The sequence below is a fragment of the Bradyrhizobium sp. i1.15.2 genome (assembly GCF_040548425.1).
Taxonomy (GTDB): domain Bacteria; phylum Pseudomonadota; class Alphaproteobacteria; order Rhizobiales; family Xanthobacteraceae; genus Bradyrhizobium; species Bradyrhizobium canariense.
Window position 1 is genome coordinate 147,775 of record NZ_JBEPRQ010000001.1, and the last position, 20,308, is coordinate 168,082.

General features: G+C 60.7%; 18 protein-coding genes, 1 tRNA gene and 2 pseudogenes. 2 read left to right on the forward strand and 19 right to left on the reverse strand.

The window, feature by feature from the left end:
* Window positions 1-1,086, forward strand: coding sequence for an AbrB family transcriptional regulator (locus ABIB80_RS00745; RefSeq protein WP_007597426.1), 1,086 nt, complete (start codon window positions 1-3; stop codon window positions 1,084-1,086).
* Window positions 1,087-1,089: 3 nt separating this feature from the next.
* Here the strand turns inward: ABIB80_RS00745 and ABIB80_RS00750 are convergent, their stop codons facing one another.
* The gene (locus tag ABIB80_RS00750; RefSeq protein WP_007597428.1) at window positions 1,090-1,629 is read right to left on the reverse strand and encodes a disulfide bond formation protein B; all 540 of its coding nucleotides are present in this window, start codon (window positions 1,627-1,629) and stop codon (window positions 1,090-1,092) included.
* Window positions 1,630-1,783: 154 nt separating this feature from the next.
* Between ABIB80_RS00750 and ABIB80_RS00755 the strand changes: the two genes are divergently transcribed.
* Window positions 1,784-1,868: transfer RNA gene (locus ABIB80_RS00755), tRNA-Leu, on the forward strand.
* A 215-nt stretch (window positions 1,869-2,083) separates the two neighbouring features.
* Here ABIB80_RS00755 and ABIB80_RS00760 read toward each other — a convergent pair.
* The 18 genes and pseudogenes from ABIB80_RS00760 to ABIB80_RS00845 all read right to left on the reverse strand — a co-directional run.
* A pseudogene (locus ABIB80_RS00760) lies at window positions 2,084-2,434 on the reverse strand (aldehyde dehydrogenase family protein); the annotation flags it as partial.
* Window positions 2,435-2,449: 15 nt separating this feature from the next.
* On the reverse strand, window positions 2,450-3,232 hold the full coding sequence (locus tag ABIB80_RS00765; RefSeq protein WP_354126852.1) for an alpha/beta fold hydrolase: 783 nt from the start codon (window positions 3,230-3,232) through the stop codon (window positions 2,450-2,452).
* 148 nt (window positions 3,233-3,380) lie between these two features.
* A complete protein-coding gene (locus tag ABIB80_RS00770) occupies window positions 3,381-5,303 on the reverse strand; it encodes an acyl CoA:acetate/3-ketoacid CoA transferase (protein ID WP_354126853.1) in 1,923 nt (640 codons plus the stop codon).
* Entirely contained in the window at window positions 5,303-6,424 is a 1,122-nt protein-coding gene (gene phaC, locus ABIB80_RS00775; protein ID WP_354126854.1) for a class III poly(R)-hydroxyalkanoic acid synthase subunit PhaC, read from the reverse strand. The genes ABIB80_RS00770 and phaC overlap by 1 nt, the downstream gene beginning before the upstream one ends.
* Window positions 6,421-7,095, reverse strand: a complete 675-nt coding sequence (locus ABIB80_RS00780; RefSeq protein WP_219680562.1) for a poly(R)-hydroxyalkanoic acid synthase subunit PhaE — start codon at window positions 7,093-7,095, stop codon at window positions 6,421-6,423. Before ABIB80_RS00780 ends, phaC begins: the two co-directional genes overlap by 4 nt.
* A 22-nt stretch (window positions 7,096-7,117) precedes the next feature.
* On the reverse strand, window positions 7,118-8,290 hold the full coding sequence (locus ABIB80_RS00785) for an iron-containing alcohol dehydrogenase (protein WP_354126855.1): 1,173 nt from the start codon (window positions 8,288-8,290) through the stop codon (window positions 7,118-7,120).
* Complete coding sequence (locus tag ABIB80_RS00790; RefSeq protein WP_035995301.1) at window positions 8,287-8,901, reverse strand: adenylate kinase; 615 nt, start codon at window positions 8,899-8,901, stop codon at window positions 8,287-8,289. Before ABIB80_RS00790 ends, ABIB80_RS00785 begins: the two co-directional genes overlap by 4 nt.
* Window positions 8,902-8,922: 21 nt before the next feature.
* Window positions 8,923-9,450 (reverse strand): inorganic diphosphatase, encoded by a 528-nt coding sequence (gene ppa / locus ABIB80_RS00795; RefSeq protein WP_219680565.1) that lies wholly within the window; start codon window positions 9,448-9,450, stop codon window positions 8,923-8,925.
* Window positions 9,447-10,343, reverse strand: a pseudogene (locus ABIB80_RS00800) (AMP-binding enzyme); the annotation flags it as partial. The pseudogene ABIB80_RS00800 and the gene ppa, both read right to left, overlap by 4 nt.
* A 149-nt stretch (window positions 10,344-10,492) precedes the next feature.
* Entirely contained in the window at window positions 10,493-10,861 is a 369-nt protein-coding gene (locus ABIB80_RS00805; RefSeq protein ID WP_007597440.1) for a phasin family protein, read from the reverse strand.
* A gap of 73 nt (window positions 10,862-10,934) precedes the next feature.
* Window positions 10,935-12,593 (reverse strand): acetolactate synthase large subunit, encoded by a 1,659-nt coding sequence (locus tag ABIB80_RS00810; protein ID WP_007597442.1) that lies wholly within the window; start codon window positions 12,591-12,593, stop codon window positions 10,935-10,937.
* A 74-nt stretch (window positions 12,594-12,667) separates the two neighbouring features.
* Entirely contained in the window at window positions 12,668-13,990 is a 1,323-nt protein-coding gene (locus ABIB80_RS00815) for an MFS family transporter (RefSeq protein WP_007597444.1), read from the reverse strand.
* 3 nt (window positions 13,991-13,993) lie between these two features.
* Entirely contained in the window at window positions 13,994-15,031 is a 1,038-nt protein-coding gene (locus ABIB80_RS00820; RefSeq protein ID WP_007597446.1) for an isocitrate/isopropylmalate dehydrogenase family protein, read from the reverse strand.
* Between the two features lie 58 nt (window positions 15,032-15,089).
* Window positions 15,090-16,409, reverse strand: a complete 1,320-nt coding sequence (locus ABIB80_RS00825) for an MFS transporter (RefSeq protein ID WP_354126856.1) — start codon at window positions 16,407-16,409, stop codon at window positions 15,090-15,092.
* Between the two features lie 24 nt (window positions 16,410-16,433).
* Window positions 16,434-16,694 carry a hypothetical protein gene (locus ABIB80_RS00830; RefSeq protein ID WP_007597450.1) on the reverse strand — a complete coding sequence of 87 codons (261 nt, stop codon included), beginning with the start codon at window positions 16,692-16,694 and terminating at the stop codon, window positions 16,434-16,436.
* Window positions 16,695-16,748: 54 nt separating this feature from the next.
* Window positions 16,749-17,546 (reverse strand): substrate-binding domain-containing protein, encoded by a 798-nt coding sequence (locus tag ABIB80_RS00835; RefSeq protein ID WP_354126857.1) that lies wholly within the window; start codon window positions 17,544-17,546, stop codon window positions 16,749-16,751.
* A 77-nt stretch (window positions 17,547-17,623) separates the two neighbouring features.
* Entirely contained in the window at window positions 17,624-18,931 is a 1,308-nt protein-coding gene (locus tag ABIB80_RS00840; RefSeq protein ID WP_219680623.1) for an MFS transporter, read from the reverse strand.
* Window positions 18,932-19,209: 278 nt separating this feature from the next.
* Entirely contained in the window at window positions 19,210-20,286 is a 1,077-nt protein-coding gene (locus tag ABIB80_RS00845; protein WP_007597457.1) for an ABC transporter substrate-binding protein, read from the reverse strand.
* Window positions 20,287-20,308: the final 22 nt, after the last annotated feature.

Consider the following 20,308-nt stretch of genomic DNA (forward strand, 5'->3'; position numbering starts at 1 on the left):
GTGAAGCAAATCACCGCCTCCCTGCCGTTCGAATGGCCGAGCCGTGCCAAGATCTTGAGCACGGTGGAAACGCTCGTCATTGGCACCGCCGGAGGCCTCGTGTTTCTGCTCGCGGGCCTTCCGGGGGGATTGATCTCGGGCTCCATGATCGCGGTCGGGGTCGCCGCGATCGCCGGTCGCCAGCTGACGCTGCCGCCGATCCTGACTCAGACCGTGCTGGTGCTGCTCGGCATTTCGTTAGGATCAGTCGTCTCGCGCCACCTGCTTCAACAGGTCAGTGCCTATCCGCTCACCATCGGGCTGCTCGCGCTCGCGACCTTCTGCTCGACCTTCGGCTCCAGCTATTATCTCCAGCGCATCCACGGCTGGGACCGCACCTCGGCCTTCCTCGCCGGCAGCCCCGGCGCGCTGTCGCAGATCACGATCTTGGCGGTCGAGCGCGGCGCCGACCTGCCGGGCATCGCGGTGGTGCAGACCATGCGCGTCATCATCCTCACCGCGGCACTGCCCATGGTGCTGGCGTTCGCCGGCGTCGCACCCTCCGTCGCGCCGTCGCTGACGACGACGATTGCCTCGCCGCTCGACCTGGTCGAACTCGTCGCGGCCTCGCTGGCCGCGGCACTCCTCCTGCGGCTGATCAGGTTTCCGGCGAGCTGGATGTTCGGTGCGATGATCGGCTCAAGCGTGCTGCATGGCGCCGGCTGGGTCGAGGGCGGCCTGCCGGACTGGGTACGCGGCGTGGCGCTGGTCGGCATCGGCGCCCTGATCGGCAGCCGCTTCGCGCGGATGCGGATCAAGACGCTCGCCGGCCACATCAACGCGGCGCTGGGCTCGTTTGCCGTCGCCATCGCCGTCTCCGCGATCTTCGTCGGCATCGTGGCGCTCACCACGCAGGTGAAATTCTCTGATGTCGTGGTCGCCTACGCCCCCGGCGCGATGGACGCCATGCTGGCGCTGGCCCTGACGCTGCACATCGACCCGATCTTCGTCGGCGCACATCACCTCTCGCGTTTCGTCTTCGTGACGATCGCGACGCCGGGCATCGTGCACCTGTTCGGCCGGACGCAGGACGATGTGGATGATTGAGCCTCAGCGCTTCGCCGTCGCAACGAAGCCCCATGCGGCGATCGCAGCCATCAGGAGCGAGATCAGCACGTTGTAGCCGGCAAGCGAGAGGCCGAGGAAGCGCCACTGCACCTCGTCGCAGCGGACCACCTTCACGGTGTCGAGCCGCGACAGCAGATCGGTGGCGCTGCCGAGATTGACGACGGGACCGGAGCAGTCGGTCGGTCCCTTCCAAAAGCCCCATTCGACGCCGGCGTGATAGGAGCCGAGCCCGGCATTGGCGAGGCTCGCCAGCGCAAGGATCGCAAGGCCCGCGAGCAGCAGCGGCCTCGGCGCACCGCCCCGCGCCGCGAGTGCGATGAGCAGGCCGAGGGGGATCGCGAGGTAATAGGCGTAACGCTGCTCCAGGCAGAGCGGACAGGGCACGATCCCGAGCACGAGCTGGAAGAACCAGGCGCCCGCGATCGTGGCGGCCGCAATCAGGGTCACAGCGAGCGAGGCAGTCAGAGCCGGGCTGGTGGCCGCCGATTTGAATGCAGGTATTGCGGCACTCTGGGTCGTCACGGCAGCCTCTTTTCGATGGGTCGCTTTCCAAGGCTGTAACGCCGGCTCATGCGGCTGTCGAGAACGGCCGGGATCACTTTGGCGCGGGTTGACCCCGCTTTGTCCATGGCTATAGTCCGCCGGCTTCGCGACGCCTGCTTAGGGCCGACCGAGGGCCCCTGTGGCGGAACTGGTAGACGCGCTCGACTCAAAATCGAGTTCCGCAAGGAGTGCTGGTTCGATTCCGGCCAGGGGCACCAAGTCTAGAATATAAATTATAACAATGACTTATTCGGCAGCCTCGATTCCGGATTCTCGGAAAAATTTTCGCCGCGAATTTTGATATTCCGAATGAAGAAAACTGACCGCTGAATGTTGCGACTAATTCCCTAGGTGGCTGCTCGCTCCTCACTCAAGCTAGGGCCGGAAACGGGAATTTTGCCGCCCTTGCGTGATCCGCGATGCCGGCAGCCGCTCAAGTGGCACAACTCTGGATTCCACCCATGCAGAGGTACTTGATTTCCAGATAGTCCTCGATGCCGTATCTCGAACCCTCACGGCCGTTGCCGCTCTCCTTGCCGCCGAACGGTGCAACCTCGGTCGAGATCAGGCCTTCGTTGATACCGACGATGCCGTACTCGAGCGCTTCGGCAACGCGCCAGACCCGTCCGATATCGCGGCCGTAGAAATAGGCCGCAAGTGCGAACTCGGTATCGTTCGCAAGCCTGATTGCTTCCTCTTCAGTCTTGAAGCGGAATACAGGCGCGACCGGGCCGAAAGTTTCCTCGCGGAAGACCAACATGTCCGACGTGGCATCCGCCAACACCTGAAGCGCTCAGCGTTAAGTGGGGTCGTTGCCGCTCAGAAACTGTGTCACGACCTCGATCTGTTCGTCAGCGATCAGGGCCGGCGCATGGCCGCAGTCCGCGACGGTGTGAACGCGGACATTGCGATTGCGCCGCATCATGTCCTTGAGGACGCCTTCTGAAAGCAAATCCGATTGCTGCCCGCGTATCACAAGAATGGGGACGTCGATCGCGTCCCAGTATTTCCAGAGATCGACGCTGTAGTGCCAAGGATTTCGAAAGGCATGGGCGATATTCGGATCGCACAGCGGCCTGAAACAGCGTCCCTCCGCGCTCCAGACCACACTATGCGTTGTCAGATGCCGCCAGTGCGCATCCTCCAATCGCCCGAACGGAGCCAGAACCCGCCGGTAGTAGCCTTCGGCCTGTTCGATCGTCTCAAAGAATCTTGGCGCATCGTTGAGATTGGCGCCGAGGCGAAGCAATCCGGTCCAGGGCAGATAAGGCCCAATATCGTTGATGACGATGCGACGGATCGGACTGCCCGGAAGGGCAGCCAGCACCATCCCGATCAAGCCGCCCAGCGACGTTCCAACCCAGTCGATTTCCGTTGCATCAAGCGCTGCCATCAGCACGGTCATGTCGCTGCAATATTGCGGCAACGCATAATCGCTGCTGTCATGCAGCCGCTCGCTTTGTCCGCGGCCCGGCAAGTCCGGGCAGACGACCTGCCGCCCTGCCATTGCGAGAACTGCGGCGAGGTGATCGAAGTCCCGGCCGTTTCTGGTCAACCCATGGACGCAGAGCACCGGCCGCACTGCGGGCGCGGGCCCCCAATCCGTGAATGCGATGCGATGGAAGCTGCGCCGGGTCAGCCCGCGCACCGATCCGGTGCGGTCGGGCGCCCTCTGCCGTCCTTCAGGCCAGTCCGCGGGGCGCAACTCGGTGGATTTCAGCCCCATCGGTCTATTCGACAAACCGGTGGGCGTCGGCCGAGGTTTCGAAGATATGCGGCGCGACGTCGCGGCGGGCCAGCGCGTCGCCGAGCTTCAGGCGCATGAATGCGCTGGTGGTGTAGCGCGAGGCATGATCGTAGCAGGTCCGCTCGACCTCGGCGGCCATTGAAAACCATTTCTCCGCCATGTCGGGAGCGATGTAAGACGAATCGTAATTGACGACTGCGGAAAACCGGCGTCCGACACGATGGAAGAGTTCGAGGATCGACGCCCGGATTACCTCGACGTCGGCATCTCTATGGACCCGATAGCCGTCAAGTCCGAGAAACAGCGTGTTGCGATCGGCATCGTACGACAGCCGCTCCGCCAGCGGCCTGTTGAGCAGCCGGTCGTCGAGCTGCATCAGCGCTTCGCTAAACAGCGAAACATCCATGGATTTCGGCGCGCGGATGATGGGCCGAAAGCCCATGAGCGCGAGAATGTCGCGCTCCATATCGATACCCGGCGCGATCTCGATCAGTTCGAGACCTTCGGGAGTGAGGCGGAACACGCATCGCTCCGTCACATAGAGAACGGGCTGCCTGTTGGTTGCGGCAAGCTGGCCCGAAAACGTGATCTGATCCACCTTGCCGACGAATTTCGAGGACTTGCCTTCGCTGAGGATCTTGAGCTGACCATCCACGACCGACGTCTTGAGCCCAGCGGTGGTAAAGGTGCCTGCGAAGATCAGCCGGCGCGCATTCTGGGATATGTTTATGAAGCCGCCGGCGCCGGCCAGGCGGCCATTGAACAGGCTGACGTTGACGTCGCCGCGGCCATTGACCTGAGCCATGCCGAGACAGGCCAGATCGAGCCCGCCGCCGTCGTAGAAATCGAACATCTGGTTCTGATCGATGATCGATTCTGCATTGATCGAAGCACCGAAATCGAGGCCGCCTTGCGGAATACCGCCGATGATGCCGGGCTCGGCAGTCAGCGTCACAAAGTCGAACAGCTTCTCTTCGGCGGCAACCGACGCAACGCCCTCGGGCATGCCGATGCCGAGATTGACCACGCCGCCCATCGGCAATTCCAGGGCGCAGCGGCGCGCAATGATCTTGCGGTTATCCAGCGCCATCGGAACATTGCGATCGGCCGGCGCGCGCAATTCGCCCGAGAATGCGCCGTTGTAACCAGTGGCATAAGTCTGGACATGGTTTTCGGGCTGCGCAACGACGACGCAGTCGATCAAGACGCTCGGAATCTTGACGTGACGCGGATTGAGCGAGCCGGAGGCGGCGATGCGCTCCACCTGCGCGATGACGAACCCCTTGCAGTTCTTGGCGGCCGTTGCCAGCGCCAGATTGTCGAGGGTCAAGGCCTCTTTTTCCATCGAGATGTTGCCGTTGTGGTCGGCGGTGGTACCTCTGATGATCGCAACGTTGATCGGAAATGCCTTGTAGAAGAGCCATTGTTCGCCATCGATTTCGATCAGCCGCACCAGCTCTTCGGTGGTGCGCGCATTCAGCTTTCCGCCGCCATTGGCCGGATCGACGAAGGTGCCGAGCCCGACCTTGGAGAGAAGCCCGGCCTTGCGCCCCGCAATTTCGCGAAACAGATGCGATACGCATCCGAGCGGCAGATTATAGGCCTCGACGTGATTGTCGACCGCCATCCGTGCGAGCTTCGGAACCAGGCCGAAATGTCCGCCGACCAGGCGTTTGATCAGGCCGGGATGCGCCAGGCGGTTGAGACCGCGATCGGCGCCATCCCCCGGCGCCGCCGCGAACACCAACGAAAGGTCCCGCGGCTCTCCGGTCTGCACGAAGCGCCGCTCCAGCGCCTTGATGATCTCGTCGGGCGTTCCCACGCCGACGAAGCCGGACGAGGCGACGGTGTCACCGGAACGGATGATGGCCACCGCCTCGGCGGCGTCGACGATCTTGTTGCGCATCAGGCTTCACTTCCGGGATTGGCGTCGCGGGCGACCAGCCAGTCGGCAATGCTCTGGCTCAGCTTGCCCTGCGATTTGCTGGAGACGAACAGGCCGACATGGCCGCCGGGCAGCGGAATTTCGGTATAATCCGTGCTGCCGATCTTCGCGCCGAGCGCACGCGAGCAGTCCGGCGGAATGATATGGTCGTCCAGCGCAAAAACATTCAGCACGGGAGCCGTGATCGACTTCAGATCGACCCGACGGCCGGACAGTTCAAAGCTGCCATCGACCAGGCGGTTCTCCTGGTAGAGATCCTTCAGCCACTGCTTTGCCGCTTCGCCAGGATGATGCGGACGGCCCGCAAGCCACTTTTCCATGCGCAGGAAATTCATGAACTTCGCTTCGTCATCGACGACGTCGATGAGATCGACATTGTATTTCGTCAATGAGCGCATCGGCGTCATCATCGAGAATACCGAGCTCATGAACTCGCCCGGCAGCACGCCGTAGGTATCGACCAGCTTGTCGATGTCATCAGGATCGAGGCTGCGGGTCCAGAGGTTGAGGAAGCCGTGGTGCGCGGCCTTGTCCTTGACATCGGCATGGAAGTCGATCGGGGTGATGGTGATGACGAGATTTTTTACCTTCTCCGGATGCAGAGCGGCGTAGCACGTCGTAAAGACGCCGCCTTCGCAGATGCCGAGCAGCGTGATCTTGTCATGGCCGGTTTCCTGCGCGATGCGGTCGACTGCGGCATCGATGTAGTCATCGACGTAATCATCAATTTTCAGCCATCGCTCGGTTCGGCCCGGCTGGCCCCAGTCGATCAGCCAGAGATCGAGCCCTTTTGAGAGCAGGCTGCGCACCAGCGAACGGTCGGGCTGTAAATCGGCCATGGTATACCGCCCGATCAGGCCGTAGGCCAAAAGGACGGGCGTCTTCGCGGTCGCTTCCGCCATCGGCTCGTAATGGAACAGCTCGACCTTGTCGCGGCGCATGACGAGATGCTTCGGCGTCGTGCCGATGGCGACGTCTTCATCCCGCGTATTGGCGATCAGCTGTGCCGCCTTGAACATTTTCTCGGCATTGGCCGCCATGTCGCGGGCGACGCGCAAGGTCTGATCCTCTTGATCGCTCATCGTGCGCCTTCGCTCTTCTGGTCGCGGATCTGGCGGGCGAGCGTACGGACTTCTCGGCGGAGTTCGGTCAATTGCCGCGTCACGTCGTCGAAATCCTTGCGAGTCGGCAGGCCCAACATGGCTGACGCCGCTTCAGCTACGTCATCCTGCCGACTCCGCAATTTGAGCCCCGCCTGGAGTAGCTCTTTCTGAGCTTGCAAAAACCCGTCGGTGCGCTGGTTACGGATCAGTTCCTCGTTGGAGATTTCGCTCCATTTGGCGAACGCCTCGCGCCACTCCGGATGCGGGGAGCCACCGCTAGCCGTTGCGGACATCGTCTCGTAAAACCGCTTCGACGCTTCAGGCCACGGCGCGGCAGCGACCGCATTGTAGCTCGCAAGCCGCTGACGCATCTCGATCCAGGCGCCAAAGGCCAACGCCATTTTCCGGTCGATGTCCCAGAAATCGGCAAGCCGCGGCCCCTGCGCCATTCGCTCGATCGCTGCCGACAATTCGTTGCCGTCGCCAAAACCACCCGGTTTCTCCGACAGACGCGCCAGCATGAACGGTGCCATCGACCCTGACCACGCCTCGACCATGCGGTTCGAGGATTCGGCCATCGTCTGCCAAAGCTTCGCCCATTCCAGGCCGGGATCGGAATCAACGGAAGCCGATTTGTCGTTCTCGCTCATGCTGCTCACTCTTTGTGCCCGTTCAGGCTGCCGCGCGGTTGCCGAACGCCTCGGTGTAGATCGCAAGCGCATCGTCGAAGCTCAATTCCCTGGGATTGTTGACCAGAAGCCGCGTCTGCTTCATCGCGTCCTCGGCGAGCTTCTTCAGGTCGCCCCTCGCGATGCCGACATCGGCCAGCGAGGCCGGCACGTTGCAATCCCGGCAGATCGCCGCGATCGCATCGACGAACAGCCGTGCCCGCTGGCTGACACTCATTCCTTCCGACTTGGGATCGACGATCGGCGCCAGTTCGGCGTATAGCCCTTCGGCCTCCGGCAAATTGAAGCGCAGCACCTGGGTCAGCACCAGGGCATTCGACAGGCCATGCGGCACGTGGAACAGCGCGCCGATCGGATAGGCCAGCGCGTGCACGGCGGCCACCGGGGAATTGGCGAACGCCATGCCGGCCAGCATCGAACCCAGCAGCATTTGCGACCGCGCTTCGAGATTGGATCCGTCCGCACAGACCGTCCGGACATTCGCCGACAGCAGGGCGAGAGCCTGCCGCGCCAACTGGTCCGACATCGGATTCTTCCGGTGCTTGCTGGTATAGGCTTCGATCGCATGGACCATGGCGTCGATGCCGGTCGCCGCGGTGACATGCGCGGGCAGGCCGAGCGTCAGCTCCGGATCAAGGATCGCCCAGTCCGGAAGCAGGCGGGGCGCAACGACGCCCTTTTTCTCGGTCGTCGGCGTGGTGACGATCGCGATCGGGGTCACCTCCGAGCCCGTTCCGGCCGTTGTCGGCACCAGCAGCAGCGGAAGGCGTTCGCCCTTGGCAAGGCCGACGCCGTAGATATCTTCGAGGCGATCAGGCGTCTTGGCCAGATAGGCCACCAGCTTCGCGGTATCGAGCGCGCTGCCGCCGCCAATCGAGGCAACCAGCTCGATGTCCTTGTCACGGCAAAGTGCGACCGCCCGCTCGATGATATGCGACGGCGGATCCGCCTCCACATCTTCGAATATTGTCAGTTCGCAGCCGCCGGCAACCAGGCCAGCCTCGGCGTTTTTCGTCAGGCCGGCATTGCGTACACCCTTGTCGGTCACCAGCAGGACACGTTTTGCCGCGTATCCCGCGACCAACTCCGCCAACTTCTTCGATGCGCCTGCCTCGAACAGGATGTTGGGCGGTGCCTGGAACGTAAAGGCTTTCATCTGACATCACTCCTGATCTGATCGGACGTTACTGCCGCAAGCGCCGCGGCGAGCTGTTCGGTCACGGCGTCAATCGGCTGCAAGCCGTCGACGATGTTGAGCAGTCCCTGCGACCGGTAGTATTCCGTGACCGGCGCGGTTTGCTCGCGATAAACGTCGAGCCGGGTCTTGAAGACCTCCGGATTATCGTCGCGGCGCACCGGCGCGCCTCGGCTTGCCGCCTCGTCGGCGCGCCCCTTGATGCGGTCGAGCAGTGCATCTTCATCGACCTTGAGCTCGAGTACCGCATCGAGCTTAATGTCCCGACTGGCCAGTTCCCGATCGAGCGCTTCGGCCTGGGCGACCGTGCGCGGGAAGCCGTCAAGGATAAAGCCGTTTGCCGCGTCGGAATGATCGATACGGTTGGCGATCACGGACACCACGACATCGTCGGGCACAAGTTCACCGCGATCCATGATGTGCTTGACGCGCAATCCCGCAGCCGTGCCTTCCGCGACCGCCTGGCGCAGCATGTCACCGGTCGACAATTGCGGAATCGCAAATCGAGTCACGATCCTCGTCGCCTGCGTGCCCTTGCCTGCGCCTGGCGGCCCCAACAGAACCAGTCTCATATCCTTGCCCATATCTCGGTTTTAGCTCTTTGCCCGGGCGATTGCCTCGACGATCAGTCGGCGCGCTTCAGCACTGTCACCCCAGCCGACCACCTTGACCCACTTTCCCGGCTCCAGATCCTTGTAGTGCTCAAAGAAGTGCTGGATCTGCTCGATCGCGATCTGCGGCATGTCGGCGATCCCGTTGACGTGGGCGTAGCGCATTGTCAGTTTTGGCATCGGCACGGCGATGATCTTCTCGTCGCCGCCGCCCTCGTCGTCCATCTTGAGTACGCCGATCGGCCGGACATTGATCACGGCACCAGGAGCGATCGGCCGCGAGTTGGCCACGAGCACGTCGATCGGATCCCCATCATCCGAAAGCGTGTGCGGCACGAAGCCATAATTTCCGGGATAGCGCATTGGCGTATACAGGAAGCGATCGACGAACAGCGCGCCCGCAGCCTTGTTCATTTCGTATTTGATCGGTTCACCGCCGATTGGGACCTCGATGATGACATTGACGTCTTCAGGAGGATTGTCGCCGATCGAGATCGCCTCGATATTCATTTCGGCCCCGTCTTTTGGCTATGGCAGTTCTTGATGAGATCATCGACCACGGCGGGATCGGCTAGGGTCGAGGTGTCGCCGAGCGCGCCAACTTCGTTCTCGGCGATCTTGCGCAAAATCCGACGCATGATCTTTCCAGAGCGGGTCTTGGGCAGGCCCGGCGCAAACTGAATGACATCGGGTGCGGCGATTGGTCCGATCTCCTTGCGGACCCAGGCCACCAGCTCCTTGCGCAATTCCCCGGATGGCTCCGCATCGGACATCAAGGTGACGTAAGCGTAGATGCCCTGCCCCTTGATGTCGTGCGGAAAGCCGACGACAGCGGCTTCGGAAACCTTCTGATGTGCCACCAGCGCGCTTTCGACTTCGGCGGTCCCCATGCGGTGGCCGGAGACGTTGATCACGTCGTCGACGCGGCCGGTGATCCAGTAGTAGCCGTCGGCGTCGCGCCGGCAGCCATCGCCTGTGAAATACTTGCCCGGATAGGTCGCAAAATAGGTTTGCATGAAGCGCTCGTGATCGCCGTAGACCGTGCGCATCTGGCCCGGCCAGGAATCGGCAATGACGAGATTGCCTTCGCACGCGCCGGTCAGCACGGCGCCATTTGCGTCTACAACTTCCGGCATCACCCCGAAGAACGGCAGGGTTGCCGAACCTGGCTTCAAAGCGGTCGCGCCGGAAAGCGGCGAGATCAGAATGCCAGCGGTCTTGGTCTGCCACCAGGTATCGACGATCGGACAACGTCCATCGCCGACGACGCGGTGATACCAATCCCAGGCCTCCGGATTGATCGGTTCGCCGACCGAGCCGAGCAACCGCAGCGATGCACGGCTGGTCTGTTTAACCGGCCCTTCGCCCGCACCCATCAACGAACGGATGGCGGTCGGCGCGGTATCCGACTTGTCTACGCCCACTTTGCAGCCCTTCCCGACGCATCATGATGCGATTGTCTTGAGCGAATGATGCACCGTCCGCACTCCGACCGCGTGCAGGCACCATCCTGTTATCAAGCGATACGATCGTCGCTTTGAGGCGAGCGGTCCTACTTATTCAGGTCAACGGTCGACGGCGGGCTCATCGCACTTGCAAGCTCGCGAAACTGCGCGTTCATTTTGTCCATCTGCTCCTTGAGATGGCTTTGGTAAACCGCACTCATTTCCTGCGGGTCCTTGGCATGCAACAGCCGTTGCGCAAGCTCGAAGCCCGAAGCCACATTTTCCTCGGCGAACGCGACTGCCCTTTCGTTCATCTCCTTCGCCGCCGAATAGGTTGAGCGAACGCTGGAATCGGCCTTCTCTCTCAATTTCTGGGATTCCGTTATGTATTTCGACACAGCCTCTTTCGCCTTGTCGAGCGTGGTCTGCGCCATTTCCCGCATCTTCTCGGCCTGCTCGTTGATCTGCTCACTCATTGCACTCTCCATCGCCAGCGCTTGCGACTGCGCCAATTTCAGCTCAGCCAATCAATTGACCCTTGCCGACGGCTCACGCGGTCGGCTCAACAACCTGTTTCAGCTTCTCGCGAAGTTCATCCACGAGCACGCGTGTATTCTCGCTGTAGTCGATCGGCACCACGACGAGGTGCACACCGCCGCCCTTGAACGCGTTTTCAAGTGTCGGAATCAATGAATCCGTACTTTCGACCCGCGAGCCTTTGGCGCCGTAGCTCTCGGCATATTTGACGAAATCCGGATTGCCGAACGTCAGGCCAAAATCGGGGAAGCTATCTACCGCCTGCTTCCAGCGGATCATGCCGTAGGCCGAATCTTCCAGAATCAACACGACGAGGTTGAGCTTGAGGCGGACCGCGGTTTCCATCTCCTGCGAATTCATCATGAAGCCGCCGTCGCCGCAGACCGCGAGCACGCGACGTTCCGGATGCAGCATCGCCGCCATCATGGCGGATGGCAGCCCGGCGCCCATTGTCGCGAGGGCATTGTCCAACAGCAGCGTGTTCGCCACATAGGTGCGGTAGTTGCGGGCGAACCAGATCTTGTACATCCCGTTGTCGAGCGCGACGACGCCGTCTTCGGGGATGACCTTTCGCACATCGTGCACGATGCGTTGCGGCGTCGGGGGCCAGCGCTCCTCGGTCGCGCGATCGCCGATCCGGGCCAAAATGCTTTCGCGCAGGCTCAACAGCGCGCCGGCATGATGCAGCCGCCCCTCAAGGCGATCGGCCAGCAACTCCAGGCTCGGCCCGACATCGCCGACCACTTCGCACTGCGGAAAGTAGACCCGCTCGACGTTGGCCGGCGTGTAGCTGACGTGGATGACTTGAGGACCTTTCGGGCCCATGATGAATGGCGGCTTTTCGATGGTATCGTGGCCAATGGCGATAATCAGATCGGCCCGGTCGACCGCTTCATGAACGTAATCGCGCTCGCTGAGCGCCGCCGTTCCCATGTAGAGATTGCTGCCGCCGGGTACCGTTCCTTTGCCCATTTGTGTGGTGAAGAACGGAATTTTCGTGCGGCGGACGAAGCCGCCGATGCCAGCCGTGCTGCGCGGCCGGGACGCGGCAGCGCCGAGCATGATCAAGGGCCGCTTGGCCTTGAGGATCATGTCGGCGGCGCGGTCCAGCGAGGCGCGATGAGCGACCGGGATCTCGATCGGATGCGGCGCCACCATCGCGACGTCTTCGGCTTCCTCGCCCGCGATGTCCTCGGGCAGTTCCAGAAGAACCGGACCCGGACGCTCTTCCATGGCGATCCGGAAGGCATCGCGAACGATTGTCGGAATGCCGCTTGTGCTGACGATCTGGAGCGACAGCTTGGTCAACGGCTTGAATGCGCTAACGACGTCGACGATCTGGAATTTGGCCTGCCGGCTGCTCATGATGCCCTTCTGACCCGTGAGCATGATCATGGGCATGGCGCCGAGCAACGCGTAGGCGGCGCCAGTCGTCAGGTTCAATGCGCCCGGGCCTAGCGTGGTGATGCACACGCCGGGCTTGCCGGTCAGCCGTCCATAAGTCGCGGCCATGAAGGCCGCGCCCTGCTCGTGGCGCGTCAGGATCAGCTTGATCGACGAGTTGCGCAAGCTTTCCACGACATCGAGATTCTCTTCACCGGGAACGCCGAAAATTCGGTCGACGCCCTCGTTCTCGAGTGCGGCAACCAATAGATCTGACCCCTTCGGCATTAGCGCGTCTCCTTTTTCAATTCACTTCTCAGCAGACACCGTCCCACGCATGGACGAAGCCCGTGGTGTTCGATTCAGATCCGGCCATCGCCTTCGAGATAGCCTCGCGTCCTCGTATCTGGCATCCAGAGCGAGGCAATGAAGGCGACGAAAGCCATCGCCGCGACGTACCAGAAGAATACCGTTTCGTATCCGGACGATTTCAGTGACAACGCAACATATTCGGCGGTTCCGCCGAACATCGCATTTGCAATGGCGTAAGGAAGCCCGACCCCAAGCGCGCGCACCTCGGGCGGAAACAGCTCGGCCTTCACGACGCCGCTGATCGAGGTGTAGAAACATGCAATCATGAGGCCGACCATGATCAGGCCGAAAACGGCATAGACGTTGGTCGTGCCGGACAACATCATCAACAGCGGCACCGCGGCGAGCGTCGCGCATCCGCTGAACAGAAGCATGTTGTTGCGGCGACCAATCCGGTCCGAGAGCGCCCCGAACACCGGTTGCAGCAGCATGAAAGCGATCAGCGCCACGGTCATGATCGAGCTGACCACCTTGGCATCGAGCTTCACGCTGTTGACAAGGAACTTCTGCATGTAGGTCGTGAACGTATAGAAGAAGAGCGACCCGCCGATGGTAAATGCGAGAACGATCAGGAGCGCGCGCTTGTGACGCAAGAGACCGGAGAGAGAACCAGCCTCCTTGCGATGCATGGTCTCGGCCGACGCCGTCTCCTGCAACGAGCGGCGGAGATACAACGCCACAACCGCTGCGACGGCTCCGAACAGGAACGGAACTCGCCAGCCCCATTCCTTCAGCTCGTCGAGGGACAATGTCTGTTGCAGAACCACCACCACGAGGAGCGCGAGAAGTTGCCCGCCGATGAGCGTGACATACTGGAAGGACGAATAGAACCCGCGGTTGCCCTTGCCGGCAATCTCGCTCATATAAGTTGCCGCCGTTCCATACTCGCCGCCGACCGACAGGCCCTGCGCCATGCGCGCAAACAGCAGCAAAGCCGGCGCTGCGGCGCCGATTGTTTGGTACGTGGGTAGCATCCCGATCATCAGCGATCCGGCGCACATCAGGAGCACCGACAGCACCATCGAATTCTTGCGGCCATGCGCGTCGGCGATCCAACCGAACAGCCAGCCACCGAGCGGCCGCATGAAGAACCCTACGGCGAAAATGCCGGCCGTCGCCAGCAACTGGCTGGTCTGGTCGCCCGACGGGAAGAACGCGGCGGCGAAATAGATCGAGGTAAATGCGTAAGCATAAAAGTCGTACCACTCGACAAGATTTCCCGATGAGGCTGCCACGATCGCTTTGATACGCGAGAGCTTTTGCGCCGTGCTATCAGCGGGGATTGCCGCGTGCGATGCAACAATAGCGGTCATTGCTTACCCTCCCAATCGACGGATGATGCTTTGCGTGAAGTCGCCAGTGGACGCCTTGCCGCCCAGATCGGGCGTGCGAACGCCGTCCTTGCGCAGGACCTGATCAATTGCCGCTCTAAGACGGTTTGCAAGATCAGGCTGATCAATGTGCTCCAGCATCAGCCCGACCGCCAGCAGTAAAGCCAGCGGATTGGCGATTCCCTTGCCGGCGATATCCGGCGCCGAGCCGTGCACGGCCTCGAAGATCGCCGCATCCGGTCCAATGTTGGCACCGGGAGCCATCCCGAGACCGCCGACCAGGCCGGCGAGCTGATCGGACAGGATGTCGCCGAACAAATTGGTGGTGACGATGACGTCGAACTGCCAGGGATTCATGACGAGCTGCATCGCCGTGGCATCGACGATGCGATCGTCCATTTTGACCCTGCCCTCGTACTTCTTTGCAACCTCGTGCCCGACCTCGAGAAAGATGCCGGTCAGCGCCTTCAGCACGTTGGCCTTGTGCACGACGGTCACCTTCTTGCGACCGTTCTTGAGCGCGTAGTCGAATGCGAATTCGATGATCTTGCGCGATCCTTCGCGGGTGTTGACCCCGGTCGAAATGGCGACCGCGTGCGGATCGTCCCCGATCGGGATGTAGTGTTCGAAAGCGACATAGAGGCCGCCGAGGTTCTCTCGCACCAGCACGATATCGATGTCGTCGAATCGTCCTCCGGGAACCATGCTTCGAACCGGCCGCAAATTGGCGTAAAGGCCGAATTCTTCGCGCAGACGAACATTGATCGAGCGGAATCCTCCCCCCACCGGCGTCGTCAGCGGGCCCTTCAGGGCGAGCCGCGTGCGTCGGATGCTGTCCAGCGTCGCCTGCGGCAGCGGATCACGGCTTGCCTCGATCGCGGCCAGGCCCCCCTGCTGGATGTCCCATTCGAATGGAGAGCCGAGCGCTTCGAGAATGTCTACGGCCGATTTCACGATTTCGGGGCCGATACCATCGCCTGGAATGAGCGTGGCGGGCCGCTTCGTTTTGGATTGAGCAGACATTTTTATATCCTGGTGGAGAGCCGCGGGGATTTGTGGATGTCAGACATGTTGCCTGCGCTCAATGTACGGGGCTTGCGGCGGAAGTGGCGGGGAGCATTTCCTGCTTGTTGATCCAAAGCACCGCGACGATTCCCGCGATTTGAAGCAGAGCCAGCGGAATCAAGGCCATGGGGAAGCTACCCGTCGCCTCCTTGATGACACCGAGCAGCCACACCGCGCCCGAAGTACCGATGTGCGACAGGGTATTAATGCCGGCAATTCCGGCCGCAGCCGTAGCCGGAGAAAGTGTCCCCGTCGCCAAGGCCCAGAATGGTCCCTTGATCGAATAATTGCCGATCAAGACTACGCTCAGAATAGCGAGCGTCACGGGTAATGAACTCGTGAGCATGGTCGCAAGCAGCGCGGTTGCGCATAACGCAAGCGGTATTGCGGTGTTTTGAGCATGGGCGTTCGACCTGTCCGAATATCTTCCCCAAAAGATCATCGCGACGGAGGCAATGCCAAACGGGATGGCATTCAGGAATCCGGTCTCCATGTCGGACATCCCGAACGATTTCACGATCTGAGGCTGCCACAGCGACAACGCGTTGCTCGTGGCCGAGCTCCCCGCATAGATCAAACCGAGGATGAGCACATATTTATTAGTCAGGATTTGCCACAGCGACATGTGGCCGCCCTGCTTCGCCATCGATCGCTCGGACTGCAGGCGCGCGTCGAGCCAATTGCGCGCCTCCGGCTCGAGCCACTTTGCATCAGCGGGTTTGTTCGGAAGCCCGAAGAACGAGACCAGGCCGAGCAGGACGGCTGGGATGGCTTCAACGATGAAAAGCCACTGCCAACCACGCAGACCCAGCAAGCCATCCATCGCCAGCAAGGCGCCGGATATCGGCGATCCCAGAAAGCTCGATAGCGGTATGGCCACCATGAAAACCGCAACGATCCGTGCGCGATAAGCCGCCGGAAACCAGAAGGTCAGATACAGGATCACACCAGGAAAGAACCCGGCCTCCGCTGCACCCAACAAAAACCGGCTCAGATAAAAAGTAACCGGCCCTACCGCAAAAGCGGAGAGAATACCGACCATCCCCCATGTGATCATAATGCGCGCGATCCAGATCCGCGCGCCAACTTTCTGCATCGCCAGATTACTGGGGACCTCGAAAATAATGTAGGCGATATAGAACAGCGCCCCGCCCGCCCCGAAAGCAGCCTGCGTCAGGCCCAGATCCTTGTTCATTTGCAGGGCCGCAAACCCGGCATTGACGCGGTCGACGTACGAAATGAAATAGCAAACCATGAAAAACGGAAGCAGGCGCCATGTAATGCGGCGCATGGTTTCCGCTTCGATCCTCGGTCGCGGCGCGGAATTCATTGGCATGGCGTCCTCGTTTCGGGTTGACGGTCAGGCAGCCAGTTGGCGCAGGACGTATTGAAGAATTCCGCCGTTGCGGAAATATTCGAGCTCGTCGAGCGTATCGATGCGGCAGGTCAAGGGAATGATGGCCTTATTCGCACCATCGGACTCGCGGATCTCGATCGCGAGCTTCTGGAGATGCTGGGAAGGCCATTCTTTTTCCGCTGCGGCAAGCGAATAGTAGGCGCAGGTCTTTGCACCGACGACAAGTGTCTGGCGTGCGCCGAAGCTGTTGAGATACTGCTTCATGATCAAGTCCCCCCTTCGCTGCAATCGTGCGCGTCCCGCAGATCTGAAGCCGGTCTATTTCTCCGATGCGGCAAGGGGATCGAGACCCGCTTTTTTCAGAGTCGGAGCGGCTGCAGCTGAAGCGAGGAAGGCAATGAGAGCCCGTCCGGCTTCTGGCTGATCGGCGCTGGAGGTTATGCCTGCAGAAAAGATCGTAATTTTCTGGACGTCTGACGGGAGCGGCCCGACAAGGTCGGCTCCAGCGATCGGCAGGAGTTCGCTGATCTGTTGAAAGCCGAGTTCGGCGTCACCGCGTGCAACAACACTGGCGACCGGCTCGGCCGGAATCATCTTGGCTTTGTCCTTCATCTCGGCCGCAATCCCGAGACGCTTGAACAGCTCGTTGCCGACATAGACGCCGCTGGCGCTATCGGAGTATGCAACCGACTTCGCGTTCAACAGTGCCTGTTTCAATGCGTCGGACGTACTGATATCAGGCTTTGGCGTCCCGGCGCGTACCGCGATCCCGATCGGCGAGCGCACCAGGTCGACGCGGCTGGTTCTGACCGCCCTGCCCTGCTTGATCATCTCGCCCAGCGCGTCGCCGACCATGATGAGCACGTCCGCTGCCTCCCCACGTGCCAGTCGCACTGGGATAGCGTTCTCCGTCGTACCCATCGAAGGGCCATAGGCCGTGACGACCGTGTTTCCCGTCGCGCGTTCAAATTGCGGTACGAGCTCCTTGTAAGGCGTCGCCAAGCCTCCCGAGATCATGACCCTGACCTCGGACGCCCCGGCGATTCCCGCCGCGGCCGTCAAAACAATCAGCAAGCTCAGCGCAACTAGCCTGCGCACGACGATCGTCACGCTCATCGGCAATTTCCTTCGATGCTATTATTCGGGGACTGTGCTTGCTCGTTGACGGTCGAAATCATCGAGCACTTTGGTGGTCACGTCCCTATCGCCGTCTCAACCGAACTAGCGCCGGATAGCGCGCGTCGTTCCTGCGGCCTGTAAACGAGGTACGTCCCGGCCAGACCACAGAGCGCTGCCGCGCTCATCCAATATCCCGGCGATGCATTGTCACCAGTGGCAGCGATCAGCCAGGTGCAGATCGCTGCCGTAAACCCTCCGAACGTCGTTGCCAGACTATATGCGAGGGAGAATCCCGACGTTCGTACGCCTACCGGCATGACTTCGGTCAATGCGACGATCATCGCGCCGTTGTAGCTGGCGTAGATGAACGACAACCAAAGCAGGACCGTCAGCATCTTCGGGAACGTCGGGCCTGCGGCCAACCAGGAAAGCGCGGGATATGCAGTCAGAAATGCCAAAGTCGAAAAGGCGATGAGGATCGGCCGACGACCAATCCGATCGGACAACGAGCCCATGATGGGAAGCCAGATGAAATTCGATATTCCCACGCAAATCGTCACGATCAGGCCATCGGCCGCGGTCAGTTTGAGGACCGATTTGCCGAATGTCGGCGTGTAGACGGTAATGAGGTAGAACGACACCGTGGTCATGATCACCATCATCATCCCGGCAAGAACAATGCTCCAGTTTGCGAGGATGGAGCGATAGATCTCGCGGGGTGTCGGATGATGCTTCCGCGCCAGGAATTCATCGGTTTCCTGCAGCGAGCGTCGAATGAAGAACACGAAAGGAACGATCAGGCAGCCGATGAAGAACGGAATGCGCCAGCCCCAATCGTTAAGTTGTGCAGGTGCAAGCCATGCATTCAGAGCAAACCCCAGCGAGGCCGAGACGATGATCGCGACCTGTTGACTAGCCGATTGCCAGCTGGCGTAAAAACCCTTCTTTCCCGGTGTGGCCATTTCCGAGAGATAGACGGAAACACCACCAAGCTCGACGCCAGCCGAGAAGCCCTGCAGCAGGCGCCCAATCAAGACGAGGATCGGGGCCAAGATGCCAATGGTTGCGTAACTTGGCACGAACGCGATGAGCACCGTTCCGGCAGCCATGATGGATAATGTAACGATCAGGCCTTGGCGCCGCCCGATCCGATCCACGTAGGCGCCGAGGATGATGGCGCCGAGTGGACGCATCAGAAAGCCTGCGCCAAACGCGACAAACGTCAGCAGCAGTGACGCGTATTCATTTTCAAGCGGGAAGAATGCCTTGGCGATGTACGATGCGTAGACGCCCGACAGAAAGAAGTCGAACATCTCAAGAAAGTTGCCACTGGTGACGCGGAGCACCATGCCAAGCTTCGACTGTCCGGTGGTAGCCGTCATGCCGTCCTCCCTTTTTATCGTTTGTGATTCTTTGTCTTGTTCACCTGTCAGGCAGGTGTTGCAAACTTGATCGCGGCCGGATTGACCGATACGCGAGGCGCTATCGTTCAAGCTAGGCTGCCTCACCGTATATCAGCTGCCTGTCATCAACCTGTCGCTGATGCACCCTGCAGGAAATTTGGTCGAAGCCGGAGGTGAAGACGGCGCGCTTGGCGAGCCGGCAGATATGGGGATTTCTCTCGGATGCTATTCCGTTTGAAATCCAAATCCCTGGATCTCTATCGATCCTGCAATGCGCGGCGCCACTCTTTGAGAAAGCTCGCTCGTTTCGACTGATCGAGATAGGTGAGCAATTCTGCACCAATATGGATCGGCTTGACCGCGCCGCTGCGATCCGCAGGTATCACGCCTTGTGCGCCGAGACCGAGGCGCACAGGACCAACCGACCGGGCCAGGAGAAATTTCTGGCCGCGCTCCGAAAGCAAGTAATCAAGAAACAGTTTCGCGGATTCCGGGTGCGGCGCAGTGACAGGTATGAAGGCTATTCGCGACATCAAGGTGATGTAGTCGGCAGGAAACACGATTCCGATAGAGGCATCTTCCTTGGCCCGTTCGATCGCGTAAGACCCTATCATATTGTAGGCGATCAGATGTTCGCCGGATGAAATTCGATCAAGCACCGTTCCGGTGGTCGAGTAAAGCTTGATACCGGCGCCGCCAAAGGCACGGACCAAATCCCACGTTGTCCTGGTGATTCCGGCATCGCGCGTGATGAACAGGAAACCGGTCCCACTCTGCTCCGGGTCATAGGTTGCGATCTTGCCCCGATAGGTATCGGGCTTCCGGCTCAGAAGGCTCTTCAGATCCGCGCGGGTTCGAGGAACATCGCCCTCCGCGACGAGGTTCTTGTTATAAACAATGACAATCGGCTCCGCCGTGATGGCATAGGCTTCGTCTTTCCAGATTGCCCAATCCGGGATATGCGCAATTTCCTTCGAGACATAGGGTTGGGCATAGCCGTCATTGACGAGCTTGATCTGCAGATCCATCGCGGAGCTCCAGACAATATCTCCGGGTGCTGCGCTGGAGGTCGAGGGATCCACGACTTGATTGTAGATTTCGTTCGAGTTGATCTTTGTATGGACGATCTCGATGTCCGGATGACCTGCCCGGAAATCGGCAAGCAAGTCGGCGACGTCCGCGTCTTGGGTCGTCGATACGATGTTGAGTTGCTCTCGAGTTGCGGCGGGAACTGATGCTTGCCCCTTGAGAGGGCCGAGCTGCGCCTGCTCCGACATGGCAGGCCACGCCAGCAAGATTCCAACGCACAAGGCCAAGGCTTTGGCAGCCCCCATCGTGACGTGTCCTCGTCCATGA